The organism is Kitasatospora sp. NPDC057542, from assembly GCF_042801945.1.
Classification (GTDB): Bacteria; Actinomycetota; Actinomycetes; order Streptomycetales; family Streptomycetaceae; genus Kitasatospora.
This window is the reverse complement of sequence record NZ_JBHVFE010000262.1, coordinates 1-12,295: the sequence shown is the minus strand read 5'-3', so window position 1 is coordinate 12,295 and position 12,295 is coordinate 1. Positions and strand designations below refer to the sequence as shown.

Here is a 12,295-nt window from a genome sequence, read left to right as displayed (position 1 = left end):
GGCCGACAGTCCGGAGTCCGGACTGCCGGCCCAGTGCCGTTCGCGTTCCCGGTGCGGGCTGTCACCCGGCCGAGGGGAATCCAGCAAGGGCCGAACCGCCGTTCCCGAGCGGGCCGTTGTCGTCCGTGGGGGAGGAGCGCGTTGGCTCCGGCCGATCGCCGCGTGGCACACTGCCGATGCGCTTCGACGAGTGGTGGCGGAAACCGTGGCGCCGCCCGGAGCCGGTCATGACGAGATCGTCAACTCACACAAGTAGGGAAGTGTCTCGGTGCAGCCGCTGATCGACTCTGCCCGCACGTCCGACGGGCCGGACCGGGGTGAGGACGGCGGCACGAACGCGCCCGGCACCCCGGCCGTGCCGGCCCGGCTGCGGGCGCTGGCCGCCCACCGCTGGTTCTGGCCGGTGGCCCTGCTGCTCGGGTACGGCGGACAGGTGGCGTTCCGCCTGGTGCTGTCGATCCACAACTACTTCCCGTCGGTGCACGCCGACGAGGACTCCTACCTGGTGATAGCGCGGGTGCTGGCCGGCCGGCCGACGACCGAGATGCCGGTCGGGGTGGTGATCCCCGGCGGGTACCCGCTGCTGATCTCGCCGGCGCTGCGGATCGCCGACAACCCGGCCACCGCGTACCACCTGGTCATGGTCATCAACGCGGTGCTCAACGCGCTGGTGTTCCCGCTCGCCGTGGCGGCGGCGCGCCGGGTGGGCCTCTCCCGGCCGCAGGCGTACCTGGTGGGCACCGCCGTGGCCCTGGTGCCGCCGGTGATCTTCTACTCCCAGTTCGCCATGTCGGACACCGTGCTCCCGGTGCTCCTGCTGGCCTGGCTGATCGCGATGCACGGCTGGCTCTCGCCCGGTTCGACGCGCCGCCGCGCGCTGTACGCGGCGGGGACGGGCCTGGCGGCGGGCTACACGTTGGCCACCCACGACCGCGGCGGCGTGGTCGTGGTGCTGACCGCGCTGGTCCTGGTCGTGGTGCTGGTCCTCGGCTGGGCGCCGCGGCTCGCCTCGCTGGCCGGCGTCGGTGCGCTCGGGGCGTCGTACCTGGGCGCGAAGCTGCTGGCCGGCTTCGTCGAGAGCCAGTTCAAGGACGTGCCGCCGAGCGACGTCGGCAACAAGGTCTTCGAGAACCTTGAGGACAGCAAGTACATCGGCACGATCATCGCCCGCACCTTCGGGCAGCTGTGGTACTTCATGACCTCCACGTACGGCTTCGGGGCGATCGCCCTGGTGCTGTGCGTGGTGGTCGTGTTCCGGCGCCGGTACCCGGTGGCCGAGCGGGTGGTGGCCTTCACCATGGTGGCCATGCTGTTCGGCACCGCGCTGGCCTCCGCGGCCGGCCTGGCGGACAACAACCGGACCGACAACTGGGTGTACGCCCGGTACTGCGCGGTGCTGGTGCCGCTGTTCCTGGTGATCGGCCTGGCCGCGCTGTTCCGGGCCGGGGTCCGTGCGCTGCTGTGGATGGCGCTGGTCGGCACGGTGGTGATCGGCGTCATCCAGGTGTCGGTCGGGTCGTACGCGGGTGCCGAGCTCAAGCTCTGGGTCAGTCCGTGGACGGTGCCGGACGCCATGTTCCTGGCTTCGAGCTGGGAGGGCCTGCACATGGTCCGTACGAGCTTCGGCGCGCTGGCGGTGCTGGCCGCCTGCCTGCTGCTGCGGGTGGCCGGCGGGCGCCGGGTGGTCGCCGCGCTGGTGGCCTGCGTGGCGCTGTTCGCCGCCTACGCGACGATCGCCGTCACCGACAACGTCTCCGGACCGCATGCCAAGGAGCGCAAGTACCAGGCGGTCGGAGTGGCCAAGGAGGCGGGCCTGCGCAAGGGCGACAACGTCGTCCTGGACATGGACCTCGACTGGGACGCCCGGATGGCGATGGCCTACGAGGTCTACTGGGGCCGGGTCTGGTCGGACGACCTGAAGGACGGCTCCAACCCGCCGGAGAAGGCCACCGCGTACCTGGCCGGCTGGTACAAGGGTGCCCTGCCGCAGGACAGCTGGCCGGACCCGAGGCCCGGCTGGCACATCGCGAAGTACAACAAGGACCGCAACTGGGTGCTCTGGCGCAAGGACTGACCGGGGTCGTCACCCCATCGGGGCCGGTGAGGAACGCCTCACCGGCCCCGATTGGCATCCGGGCTGCTCCATGTGGCAGTATGTCCAAGTTGCTCGGTTGAGTGCCGATGCTGCGCGCCTCCCGCCGGGAGGACCGGAAGCGAGTCCCATGTACTCGTCGTTCCCGTGATGGCCGTCAAGCGTGAGTTCTACGCCACGGCAGCTGCGGGGCGAAAGTACGGGAATCTTCCGGGAAGCGTATGCGGGGCCTCGGCCCGGCGCCCCCCACCCCGAAAGTTCGAAACCGACGAAGTGCTTCGCCGGTTTTTTGCAAGCGCGAGTGCGACACGCCCGAGCGCGGGGGTCGGAGGGGGAGTCGTGCAGTGACTAAGGACAAAGGACTACTGAGTAGCCATGGCGGGACAGAAGATCCGCATCCGGCTCAAGGCCTACGACCACGAGGTCATCGACTCCTCGGCGAAGAAGATCGTCGAGACGGTGATCCGTACTGGTGCGCAGGTCGCGGGCCCGGTGCCGCTGCCCACTGAGAAGAACGTGTACTGCGTCATCCGCTCGCCGCACAAGTACAAGGACTCGCGCGAGCACTTCGAGATGCGTACTCACAAGCGTCTGATCGACATCCTCGACCCCACGCCGAAGACGGTTGACTCGCTCATGCGTCTCGACCTGCCGGCGGGCGTCGACATCGAGATCAAGCTCTGAGAGGCGCACCGAAGATGGCTAAGCAGATTAAGGGCATCCTGGGCGAGAAGCTCGGCATGACCCAGGTCTGGGACGAGAACAACCGGGTCGTCCCGGTGACCGTCGTCAAGGCCGGGCCGAATGTCGTGACCCAGGTCCACACCGCCGACAGCGCGGCCGGCTACAGCGCCGTCCAGCTCGGCTTCGGCGAGATCGACCCCCGCAAGGTGAACAAGCCCCTCGCGGGCCACTTCGCCAAGGCCGGTGTCACCCCGCGCCGCCACCTGGTCGAGATCCGTACCTCGGACGCGTCCGAGTACACCCTGGGCCAGGAGATCACCGCCGAGCTGTTCGAGGCGGGTGTCAAGGTCGACGTGACCGGCACCTCCAAGGGCAAGGGCTTCGCCGGTGTCATGAAGCGTCACAACTTCAAGGGTCTCGGCGCCGGTCACGGCACCCAGCGCAAGCACCGCTCGCCCGGTTCCATCGGTGGCTGCGCCACCCCGGGCCGTGTGTTCAAGGGCCTGCGCATGGCTGGTCGGATGGGCCACGAGCGTGTGACCACCCAGAACCTGACCGTGCACGCGGTCGACGCGGAGAAGGGTCTGCTGCTCATCAAGGGCGCCGTCCCGGGCCCGAACGGCGGCCTCGTCCTCGTCCGCACCGCGGCGAAGGGGCTGTGAAGGATATGAGCACCATTGACATCCTGTCGCCGGCTGGCGACAAGACCGGCAGCGTCGAGCTGCCGGCCGAGATCTTCGACGCGAAGGTCAGCGTTCCGCTGATGCACCAGGTCGTCGTGGCGCAGCTCGCTGCGGCCCGTCAGGGCACCCACAAGACCAAGACTCGCGGCGAGGTTCGTGGCGGCGGCAAGAAGCCGTACCGCCAGAAGGGCACCGGCCGCGCCCGTCAGGGCTCGACCCGTGCGCCGCAGTTCGCCGGCGGTGGCGTCGTGCACGGTCCCGTGCCGCGCGACTACTCGCAGCGGACCCCGAAGAAGATGATCGCCGCCGCCCTGCGCGGTGCGCTCACCGACCGGGCCCGCCACAACCGCATTCACGTCGTCACCGGCGTGACCGCGACCGAGGCGCCGTCGACCAAGGCCGCCAAGGGCCTGTTCGGCAAGATCACCGACCGCAAGAACGTCCTCCTGGTCGTCGAGCGCGAGGACGAGCTGGGCCTGAAGTCCGCTCGCAACCTGCCGAACGTGCACATCCTGGACGCCGGTCAGCTGAACACCTACGACGTGCTCGTCTCCGACGATGTGGTCTTCACCCAGGCCGCCTTCGAGCGTTTCGTGGCCGGTCCGGCCGCGTCCGCCAAGGCCGTTGCCGCTGAGGGCGAGCTCGAAGGGAGCGCCGCCTGATGAGCGACGTTACGAGCAAGACGTTCACGGACCCCCGTGACGTCCTGGTGAAGCCGGTCATCTCGGAGAAGAGCTACTCGCTCCTCGACGAGAACAAGTACACGTTCATCGTGTCGCCGGGCGCCAACAAGACCCAGATCAAGCAGGCCGTCGAGGCGGTCTTCTCGGTCAAGGTCGAGGCTGTCAACACGATCAACCGTCAGGGCAAGCGCAAGCGCTCCAAGACGGGCTTTGGCAAGCGCAAGGACACCAAGCGCGCCATCGTGACGCTGGCCGAGGGCAACCGCATCGACATCTTCGGTGGTCCGGTCTCCTGAATCAGGAGATCGTGATCGTCGATTAGGACGAGGACGAGAGAGCCAAATGGGCATCCGCAAGTACAAGCCGACTACGCCGGGCCGTCGTGGCTCCAGCGTGGCCGACTTCGTAGAAATCACGCGGTCCACCCCGGAGAAGTCGCTGGTTCGCCCCCTGCACAGCAAGGGCGGCCGCAACAACGCCGGTCGTGTCACCGCTCGCCACCAGGGTGGCGGTCACAAGCGCGCCTACCGCGTGATCGACTTCCGTCGTCACGACAAGGACGGCGTGCCGGCCAAGGTCGCGCACATCGAGTACGACCCGAACCGCACCGCGCGCATCGCGCTCCTGCACTACGCGGACGGCGAGAAGCGCTACATCATCGCGCCGCGCGGCATCGCGCAGGGTGACCGGATCGAGAACGGCGCTGGCGCCGACATCAAGCCGGGCAACAACCTGCCGCTGCGCAACATCCCGGTCGGTACCACCATCCACGCGGTGGAGCTGCGTCCCGGTGGCGGTGCCAAGCTGGCCCGCTCGGCCGGCTCCGGCATCCAGCTGCTGGCGCGTGAGGGCAAGATGGCGCACCTGCGCATGCCCTCCGGTGAGATCCGCCTGGTCGACGCGCGCTGCCGCGCCACCGTCGGCGAGGTCGGCAACGCGGAGCAGTCGAACATCAACTGGGGCAAGGCCGGCCGTATGCGCTGGAAGGGCGTCCGCCCGACCGTGCGTGGTGTGGCCATGAACCCGATCGACCACCCGCACGGTGGTGGTGAGGGTAAGACCTCCGGTGGTCGCCACCCGGTCTCGCCGTGGGGTAAGCCCGAGGGCCGTACCCGTCGCCCGAACAAGGCGTCGGACAAGCTCATCGTGCGCCGCCGCAAGACCAACAAGAAGCGCTAGGAGCAGGTCAGATGCCGCGCAGTCTCAAGAAGGGCCCCTTCATCGACGGCCACCTCATCAAGAAGGTGGACGTTCAGAACGAGGCGGGTACCCAGAACGTCATCAAGACCTGGTCCCGTCGTTCCGTGATCTCGCCGAGCATGCTCGGTCACACGATCGCGGTTCACGATGGCCGTAAGCACGTCCCGGTGTTCGTCACCGAGTCGATGGTCGGCCACAAGCTCGGCGAGTTCGCTCCGACCCGCACCTTCCGTGGCCACGTGAAGGAAGACCGGAAGTCGAAGCGTCGCTAAGCCTGAGCTTGCGCGCCAAAAAGACTCAATGACTTACTCCATTAAGGGGACAACCATGGAAGCCAGGGCACAGGCGCGGTACATCCGCGTGACGCCCATGAAGGCCCGCCGCGTGGTGGACCTCATCCGTGGCATGAATGCCACGGAGGCCCAGGCCGTCCTGCGTTTCGCTCCGCAGGCCGCCACCGTGCCGGTCGGCAAGGTGCTCGACAGCGCCATTGCCAACGCCGCGCACAACTACAACCACTCCAACGTGGACGACCTCTACATCTCCGAGGCGTACGTTGACGAGGGCCCGACCCTGAAGCGGTTCCGTCCGCGTGCCCAGGGCCGCGCCTACCGGATCCGCAAGCGGACCAGCCACATCACCGTGGTCGTCAGCAGCAAGGAAGGGACCCGGTAATGGGCCAGAAGGTTAACCCGCACGGGTTCCGCCTCGGCATCAGCACGGACTTCAAGTCCCGCTGGTACGCCGACAAGCTGTACAAGGACTACGTCAAGGAAGACGTTGCCATTCGTCGCATGATGACGAAGGGCATGGAGCGCGCCGGCATCTCCAAGGTCGAGATCGAGCGCACCCGCGACCGCGTCCGCGTCGACATCCACACCGCCCGCCCCGGCATCGTCATCGGTCGCCGTGGCACCGAGGCCGACCGCATCCGCGGCGACCTCGAGAAGCTGACCGGCAAGCAGGTCCAGCTGAACATCCTCGAGGTCAAGAACCCCGAGCTGGACGCCCAGCTCGTGGCTCAGGGCGTCGCGGAGCAGCTGTCCTCCCGCGTCTCCTTCCGCCGTGCCATGCGCAAGTCGATGCAGGGCACCATGAAGTCCGGCGCCAAGGGCATCAAGGTCCAGTGCTCCGGTCGTCTCGGCGGCGCCGAGATGAGCCGTTCGGAGTTCTACCGCGAGGGTCGCGTGCCGCTGCACACCCTGCGTGCGAACGTCGACTACGGCTTCTTCGAGGCCAAGACCACCTTCGGCCGCATCGGCGTGAAGGTCTGGATCTACAAGGGCGACGTCAAGAACATCGCCGAGGTCCGCGCTGAGAACGCCGCTGCCCGCTCGGGCAACCGCCCGGCCCGTCCCGAGGGTGGTCGTCCCGCCCGCGGTGGCGAGCGTCGTGGTGGCGAGCGCGGTGGCCGTGGCCGTCGTCCCGCCGCTGCCGAGGCCCCCGCGGCCCCGGCCGTCGAGGCTCCGGCTGCCGAGAACACCGGAACGGAGGCCTGACCCCAATGCTGATCCCCCGTAGGGTCAAGCACCGCAAGCAGCACCACCCGAAGCGTCGTGGCGCTGCCAAGGGTGGCACCGAGCTGGCGTTCGGCCAGTTCGGCATCCAGGCCGTCACCCCGGCCTACGTGACGAACCGTCAGATCGAGTCGGCTCGTATCGCGATCACCCGTCACATCCGCCGTGGCGGCAAGGTCTGGATCAACATCTACCCGGACCGCCCGCTCACCAAGAAGCCGGCCGAGACCCGCATGGGTTCCGGTAAGGGTTCGCCGGAGTGGTGGATCGCGAACGTGCACCCGGGTCGGGTCATGTTCGAGCTGTCGTACCCGAACGAGAAGATTGCGCGCGAGGCGCTCACCCGTGCCGCGCACAAGCTTCCGATGAAGTGCCGGATCGTCCGGCGCGAGGACGGTGAAAGCTGATGTCGGCCGCTACCAAGGCTGCTGAGCTTCGTCAGCTGGACAACGAGGCCCTCGTTGCCAAGCTTCGCGAGGCCAAGGAGGAGCTGTTCAACCTCCGCTTCCAGGCGGCGACCGGGCAGCTCGACAACCACGGACGGCTGAAGCTCGTCCGTAAGGACATCGCGCGGATCTACACCCTGATGCGCGAGCGCGAGCTGGGCATCGAGACGGTGGAGAACGCCTGATGACTGAGAACACCAACGAGACGCGCGGTTTCCGCAAGACCCGTGAGGGTCTCGTCGTCAGCGACAAGATGGACAAGACCGTCGTCGTCGCCGTCGAGGACCGCGTCAAGCACGCTCTGTACGGCAAGGTCATCCGCCGTACGAACAAGCTGAAGGCGCACGACGAGCAGAACGCGTGCGGCGTGGGCGACCGGGTCCTCCTGGCGGAGACCCGCCCGCTGTCCGCGACGAAGCGCTGGCGCGTCGTCGAGATCCTCGAGAAGGCCAAGTAACGAAGCCGATGTGGTACGGCCGTATGTGCAGCGGGTCCCTGCGGGACGCCGGTGTGAGCAGCGGCCGGCCCGTCGACTCTCGTTGACGATCAGGAGAAAGCTGTGATCCAGCAGGAGTCGCGACTGCGTGTTGCCGACAACACTGGTGCCAAGGAGATCCTTTGCATCCGTGTTCTCGGTGGCTCCGGTCGCCGCTACGCCGGAATCGGGGACGTCATCGTCGCGACCGTCAAGGACGCGATCCCCGGTGGCTCGGTGAAGAAGGGTGACGTCGTCAAGTGCGTCGTCGTCCGTACCGTCAAGGAGCGTCGTCGTCCGGATGGCTCGTACATCCGCTTCGACGAGAACGCCGCTGTCGTGCTCAAGAACACTGAGGGTGACCCCCGTGGCACCCGCATCTTCGGCCCGGTCGGCCGCGAGCTGCGCGACAAGAAGTTCATGAAGATCATCTCGCTGGCGCCGGAGGTGCTCTAACCCATGGCGAACAGCATGAAGATCAAGAAGGGTGACCTGGTCCAGGTCATCACCGGCAAGGACAAGGGCAAGCAGGGCAAGGTCATCCAGGCCATGCCGGCTGAGAACAAGGTCCTCGTCGAGGGTGTCAACCGGGTCAAGAAGCACACCAAGCCGGGTCCGGGTACCCAGGGTGGCATCGTGACCGTCGAGGCCCCGGTGCACGTCTCCAACGTCCAGCTGGTCGTGGAGAAGGACGGCAAGAAGGTCGTCACCCGCGTCGGCTACCGCTTCGACGACCAGGGCAACAAGATCCGCGTTGCCAAGCGAACCGGTGAGGACATCTGATGTCTGAGACGACTGTTGAGAAGGTGGCCCCCCGCCTCAAGGAGCGTTACAACTCCGAGATCAAGGGCCAGCTGAACGAGCAGTTCAAGTACGAGAACGTCATGCTGATCCCCGGCCTGGTCAAGGTCGTGGTCAACATGGGTGTCGGCGAGGCTGCCCGTGACAGCAAGCTGATCGAGGGCGCGATCCGCGACCTGACCGCCATCACCGGTCAGAAGCCGGCCGTGACCAAGGCTCGCAAGTCCATCGCGCAGTTCAAGCTGCGCGAGGGCCAGCCGATCGGCACGCACGTCACCCTCCGTGGTGACCGCATGTGGGAGTTCCTGGACCGTCTGGTGTCGCTGGCTCTGCCGCGTATCCGCGACTTCCGTGGTCTCTCCCCGAAGCAGTTCGACGGCCGTGGCAACTACACCTTCGGTCTGACCGAGCAGGTTATGTTCCACGAGATCGACCAGGACAAGGTCGACCGTCAGCGCGGTATGGACATCACCGTCGTGACCACCGCTCAGACCGACGACGAGGGCCGGGCGCTCCTGCGCGCTCTGGGCTTCCCGTTCAAGGAGGCGTGAGCCAATGGCGAAGAAGTCCCTCATCGCGAAGTCCGAGCGCAAGCCGAAGTTCGGCGTCCGGGCCTACACCCGGTGCCAGCGCTGCGGCCGTCCGCACTCGGTGTACCGCAAGTTCGGCCTGTGCCGTGTCTGCCTCCGTGAGATGGCGCACCGCGGCGAGCTGCCGGGCGTGACCAAGAGCTCCTGGTAATCCGGGCGCTTTAGGCACACAGCGACGCAGAGGTGCCCGATCCCACACCGGCCCGTTTTGGGCCTGCCGTACGGATTCCCGTAAGGTAGTGGGGTCGGGCCCCCTGCCGCGGCTTCCCCATGGATGTCCGTGGTCCTCTTCTGGGAGGGCTCGCACCCAGTCTTACTACGTCGTAGGTCCCCTGCGCTTGTGCCCCTGACGGACTCGGAAGAGTGCGGAAGGGGGACCTGGTGCGGAGAAACCACGGCGAGAGAGGCCTGAGGCCATCATGACCATGACCGACCCCATCGCAGACATGCTCACGCGTCTGCGTAACGCGAACTCGGCGTACCACGACACCGTGGCGATGCCGGCCAGCAAGATCAAGGCGCACGTCGCCCAGATCCTGCAGCAGGAGGGGTACATCTCCTCCTACAAGGTTGAGGAGCCCGTTGAGGGCGAGGTCGGCAAGAAGCTGACCATCGAGCTCAAGTTCGGCCCCAACCGTGAGCGCTCCATCGCCGGCATCAAGCGCATCAGCAAGCCGGGTCTGCGCGTTTACGCAAAGTCCACCAACCTGCCGAAGGTTCTCGGCGGCCTGGGCGTGGCGATCATCTCCACGTCGTCCGGCCTCCTGACCGACAAGCAGGCCGCCAAGAAGGGCGTAGGCGGAGAAGTTCTCGCCTACGTCTGGTAATTCGGGAAACGGAGGTACAGCAATGTCGCGCATTGGACGGCTGCCCATCCAGGTCCCCGCTGGCGTGGACGTCACCATCGATGGCCAGGCGGTCTCGGTGAAGGGCCCCAAGGGCTCGCTCACCCACGTCGTCGCCGAGCCGATCGAGATCGGCAAGGGCGAGGACGGCACCGTGCTCGTCTCCCGCCCGAACGACGAGCGTCGCTCGAAGGCCCTGCACGGCCTGACCCGCACGCTGGTGGCGAACATGATCACCGGCGTGACCGCGGGCTACCGCAAGTCGCTGGAGATCAGCGGTGTTGGTTACCGAGTCACGGCGAAGGGCTCCGACATGGAGTTCGCGCTGGGCTACAGCCACCCGATCCTGATCACCGCGCCGGAGGGCATCTCCTTCGTCGTCGAGTCGCCCACCAAGTTCCACGTGGACGGCATCGACAAGCAGAAGGTCGGCGAGGTCGCCGCGAACATCCGCAAGCTGCGCAAGCCCGACCCGTACAAGGCCAAGGGCGTCAAGTACGCGGGCGAGGTCATCCGCCGCAAGGTCGGAAAGAGTGGTAAGTAAGCGATGAGCGTCTCTGTCAAGATCGGCAAGGGCAACGCCTACAAGAGCGCCGCTCGCAAGCGCCGCGCGATCCGCGTTCGCAAGCGCGTCGTCGGCACCGAGGTGCGTCCGCGTCTCGTCGTGACGCGCTCGAACCGTCACATGGTCGCCCAGGTCATCGACGACGCCAAGGGTCACACCCTGGCGTCGGCGTCCACCCTCGATGTGTCCATCAAGGGCGCCGAGGGCGACAAGACCGAGCTGGCCAAGAAGGTCGGGAGCCTGGTCGCCGAGCGCGCCAAGGCCGCCGGCATCGAGTCGGTCGTCTTCGACCGCGCGGGCAACCGGTACGCCGGCCGCATCGCCGCCCTGGCGGACGCGGCTCGCGAGGCCGGGCTCGACTTCTAAGCCGCTCGTCGACTCTGTCGGCGGACGTAAACGAGAGAGGTAATTCCAATGGCTGGACCCCAGCGCCGCGGTAGCGGCGCCGGTGGCGGCACCGGTGGCGAGCGGCGCGACCGTAAGCGTGACGACCGGGGCAACGCCCCCGCCGTCGAGAAGACCGCTTACGTCGAGCGTGTCGTCGCGATCAACCGTGTCGCCAAGGTTGTCAAGGGTGGTCGTCGCTTCAGCTTCACCGCGCTGGTCGTGGTGGGCGACGGTGACGGCACCGTGGGTGTCGGTTACGGCAAGGCGAAGGAGGTTCCGGCCGCCATCGCCAAGGGTGTTGAGGAGGCCAAGAAGAACTTCTTCAAGGTCCCCCGTATCCAGGGCACCATCCCGCACCCCATCCAGGGTGAGAAGGCCGCCGGCGTCGTGCTGCTGAAGCCCGCCGCCCCCGGTACCGGTGTTATCGCCGGTGGCCCGGTGCGCGCCGTCCTGGAGTGCGCCGGCATCCACGACATCCTGTCGAAGTCGCTCGGCTCGGACAACGCGATCAACATCGTGCACGCCACCGTGGCTGCTCTGAAGGGCCTCGTGCGCCCCGAGGAGATCGCCGCCCGCCGTGGCCTGCCGCTGGAGGACGTGGCCCCCGCCGCTCTGCTGCGGGCGCGTGCTGCCGGGGTGAGCGCCTGATGGCTCGCCTGAAGATCACGCAGACCAAGTCGTACATCGGCAGCAAGCAGAACCACCGTGACACCCTGCGTTCGCTTGGTCTCAAGCGCATGCACGACGTCGTGGTGAAGGAGGACCGTCCCGAGATCCGCGGGATGGCCCACACGGTCCGTCACCTGGTGACGGTTGAGGAGGTGGACTGATCATGGGCGACAACCCGATCAAGATCCACAACCTGCGTCCCGCCCCGGGTGCCAAGACCGACAAGATCCGCGTGGGTCGTGGTGAGGGCTCCAAGGGTAAGACTGCCGGTCGTGGTACCAAGGGCACCAAGGCCCGCTACCAGGTTCCGCAGCGCTTCGAGGGTGGCCAGATGCCGCTCCACATGCGCCTGCCGAAGCTGAAGGGTTTCAAGAACCCGTTCAAGATCACCTTCCAGGTTGTCAACCTCGACAAGCTGGCCGAGCTCTACCCGCAGGGTGGCGAGGTCACGGTCGAGGACCTGGTCGCCAAGGGCGCGGTTCGCAAGAACTCGCTCGTCAAGGTGCTCGGCACCGGCGAGGTCTCGGTCGCCCTCCAGGTGACGGTGGACGCCGTCTCCGGTTCGGCCGCCGAGAAGATCAAGGCCGCCGGCGGTACGGTCACCGAGCTCGTCTGAGCCCGCTGACTCCGTCGTACGAGCCCCGCACCTCCTTCGGGA

The 12,295-nt window shown here is 67.1% G+C and carries 22 protein-coding genes; all 22 read left to right on the top strand.

The features are described 5' to 3' along the window. Window positions 1-268: 268 nt before the first annotated feature. The 22 genes from ACFU7Y_RS27800 (at window position 269) to rplO (ending at window position 12,253) form a co-directional block, all read left to right on the top strand. Complete coding sequence (locus ACFU7Y_RS27800; protein WP_380770012.1) at window positions 269-2,074, top strand: hypothetical protein; 1,806 nt, start codon at window positions 269-271, stop codon at window positions 2,072-2,074. Window positions 2,075-2,467: 393 nt separating this feature from the next. Then, window positions 2,468-2,776, top strand: a complete 309-nt coding sequence (gene rpsJ / locus ACFU7Y_RS27795; protein ID WP_012785157.1) for a 30S ribosomal protein S10 — start codon at window positions 2,468-2,470, stop codon at window positions 2,774-2,776. Between the two features lie 14 nt (window positions 2,777-2,790). After that, window positions 2,791-3,438 carry a 50S ribosomal protein L3 gene (gene rplC / locus ACFU7Y_RS27790; RefSeq protein WP_030280762.1) on the top strand — a complete coding sequence of 216 codons (648 nt, stop codon included), beginning with the start codon at window positions 2,791-2,793 and terminating at the stop codon, window positions 3,436-3,438. Between the two features lie 5 nt (window positions 3,439-3,443). After that, window positions 3,444-4,121, top strand: coding sequence for a 50S ribosomal protein L4 (rplD, locus tag ACFU7Y_RS27785; RefSeq protein WP_224273907.1), 678 nt, complete (start codon window positions 3,444-3,446; stop codon window positions 4,119-4,121). Next, window positions 4,121-4,438, top strand: a complete 318-nt coding sequence (gene rplW / locus ACFU7Y_RS27780) for a 50S ribosomal protein L23 (protein WP_030280768.1) — start codon at window positions 4,121-4,123, stop codon at window positions 4,436-4,438. The genes rplD and rplW overlap by 1 nt, the downstream gene beginning before the upstream one ends. Window positions 4,439-4,484: 46 nt before the next feature. Next, window positions 4,485-5,321: a 50S ribosomal protein L2 gene (gene rplB / locus ACFU7Y_RS27775; RefSeq protein ID WP_030232466.1), complete on the top strand. Its 837-nt coding sequence runs from the start codon at window positions 4,485-4,487 to the stop codon at window positions 5,319-5,321. 11 nt (window positions 5,322-5,332) lie between these two features. After that, the gene (rpsS, locus tag ACFU7Y_RS27770) at window positions 5,333-5,614 is read left to right on the top strand and encodes a 30S ribosomal protein S19 (RefSeq protein WP_224273909.1); all 282 of its coding nucleotides are present in this window, start codon (window positions 5,333-5,335) and stop codon (window positions 5,612-5,614) included. A 55-nt stretch (window positions 5,615-5,669) separates the two neighbouring features. Beyond that, window positions 5,670-6,017 carry a 50S ribosomal protein L22 gene (gene rplV, locus ACFU7Y_RS27765; RefSeq protein WP_030280773.1) on the top strand — a complete coding sequence of 116 codons (348 nt, stop codon included), beginning with the start codon at window positions 5,670-5,672 and terminating at the stop codon, window positions 6,015-6,017. After that, window positions 6,017-6,841 (top strand): 30S ribosomal protein S3, encoded by an 825-nt coding sequence (rpsC, locus tag ACFU7Y_RS27760; RefSeq protein ID WP_097237487.1) that lies wholly within the window; start codon window positions 6,017-6,019, stop codon window positions 6,839-6,841. The genes rplV and rpsC overlap by 1 nt, the downstream gene beginning before the upstream one ends. A 5-nt stretch (window positions 6,842-6,846) precedes the next feature. Then, on the top strand, window positions 6,847-7,266 hold the full coding sequence (gene rplP, locus ACFU7Y_RS27755; RefSeq protein WP_030457415.1) for a 50S ribosomal protein L16: 420 nt from the start codon (window positions 6,847-6,849) through the stop codon (window positions 7,264-7,266). Then, window positions 7,266-7,490, top strand: coding sequence for a 50S ribosomal protein L29 (gene rpmC / locus ACFU7Y_RS27750; protein ID WP_031063040.1), 225 nt, complete (start codon window positions 7,266-7,268; stop codon window positions 7,488-7,490). Before rplP ends, rpmC begins: the two co-directional genes overlap by 1 nt. Next, complete coding sequence (rpsQ, locus tag ACFU7Y_RS27745; protein WP_030280777.1) at window positions 7,490-7,762, top strand: 30S ribosomal protein S17; 273 nt, start codon at window positions 7,490-7,492, stop codon at window positions 7,760-7,762. Before rpmC ends, rpsQ begins: the two co-directional genes overlap by 1 nt. 102 nt (window positions 7,763-7,864) lie before the next feature. After that, window positions 7,865-8,236, top strand: coding sequence for a 50S ribosomal protein L14 (rplN, locus tag ACFU7Y_RS27740; protein ID WP_030232481.1), 372 nt, complete (start codon window positions 7,865-7,867; stop codon window positions 8,234-8,236). Window positions 8,237-8,251: 15 nt separating this feature from the next. Further along, window positions 8,252-8,563: a 50S ribosomal protein L24 gene (gene rplX, locus ACFU7Y_RS27735; protein ID WP_030263484.1), complete on the top strand. Its 312-nt coding sequence runs from the start codon at window positions 8,252-8,254 to the stop codon at window positions 8,561-8,563. Then, window positions 8,563-9,132: a 50S ribosomal protein L5 gene (rplE, locus tag ACFU7Y_RS27730; RefSeq protein WP_153460990.1), complete on the top strand. Its 570-nt coding sequence runs from the start codon at window positions 8,563-8,565 to the stop codon at window positions 9,130-9,132. The genes rplX and rplE overlap by 1 nt, the downstream gene beginning before the upstream one ends. 4 nt (window positions 9,133-9,136) lie before the next feature. Further along, entirely contained in the window at window positions 9,137-9,322 is a 186-nt protein-coding gene (locus ACFU7Y_RS27725) for a type Z 30S ribosomal protein S14 (RefSeq protein WP_030055830.1), read from the top strand. Window positions 9,323-9,590: 268 nt separating this feature from the next. After that, on the top strand, window positions 9,591-9,998 hold the full coding sequence (rpsH, locus tag ACFU7Y_RS27720; protein WP_030232489.1) for a 30S ribosomal protein S8: 408 nt from the start codon (window positions 9,591-9,593) through the stop codon (window positions 9,996-9,998). A 22-nt stretch (window positions 9,999-10,020) separates the two neighbouring features. Then, the gene (gene rplF / locus ACFU7Y_RS27715) at window positions 10,021-10,560 is read left to right on the top strand and encodes a 50S ribosomal protein L6 (protein ID WP_224273911.1); all 540 of its coding nucleotides are present in this window, start codon (window positions 10,021-10,023) and stop codon (window positions 10,558-10,560) included. 3 nt (window positions 10,561-10,563) lie between these two features. Next, complete coding sequence (gene rplR / locus ACFU7Y_RS27710; protein ID WP_030280785.1) at window positions 10,564-10,947, top strand: 50S ribosomal protein L18; 384 nt, start codon at window positions 10,564-10,566, stop codon at window positions 10,945-10,947. Between the two features lie 48 nt (window positions 10,948-10,995). After that, entirely contained in the window at window positions 10,996-11,616 is a 621-nt protein-coding gene (gene rpsE / locus ACFU7Y_RS27705) for a 30S ribosomal protein S5 (protein WP_030393306.1), read from the top strand. Then, the gene (rpmD, locus tag ACFU7Y_RS27700) at window positions 11,616-11,798 is read left to right on the top strand and encodes a 50S ribosomal protein L30 (RefSeq protein ID WP_030055835.1); all 183 of its coding nucleotides are present in this window, start codon (window positions 11,616-11,618) and stop codon (window positions 11,796-11,798) included. The genes rpsE and rpmD overlap by 1 nt, the downstream gene beginning before the upstream one ends. Before the next feature lie 2 nt (window positions 11,799-11,800). Continuing rightward, window positions 11,801-12,253, top strand: coding sequence for a 50S ribosomal protein L15 (gene rplO / locus ACFU7Y_RS27695; RefSeq protein WP_030280790.1), 453 nt, complete (start codon window positions 11,801-11,803; stop codon window positions 12,251-12,253). Window positions 12,254-12,295: the final 42 nt, after the last annotated feature.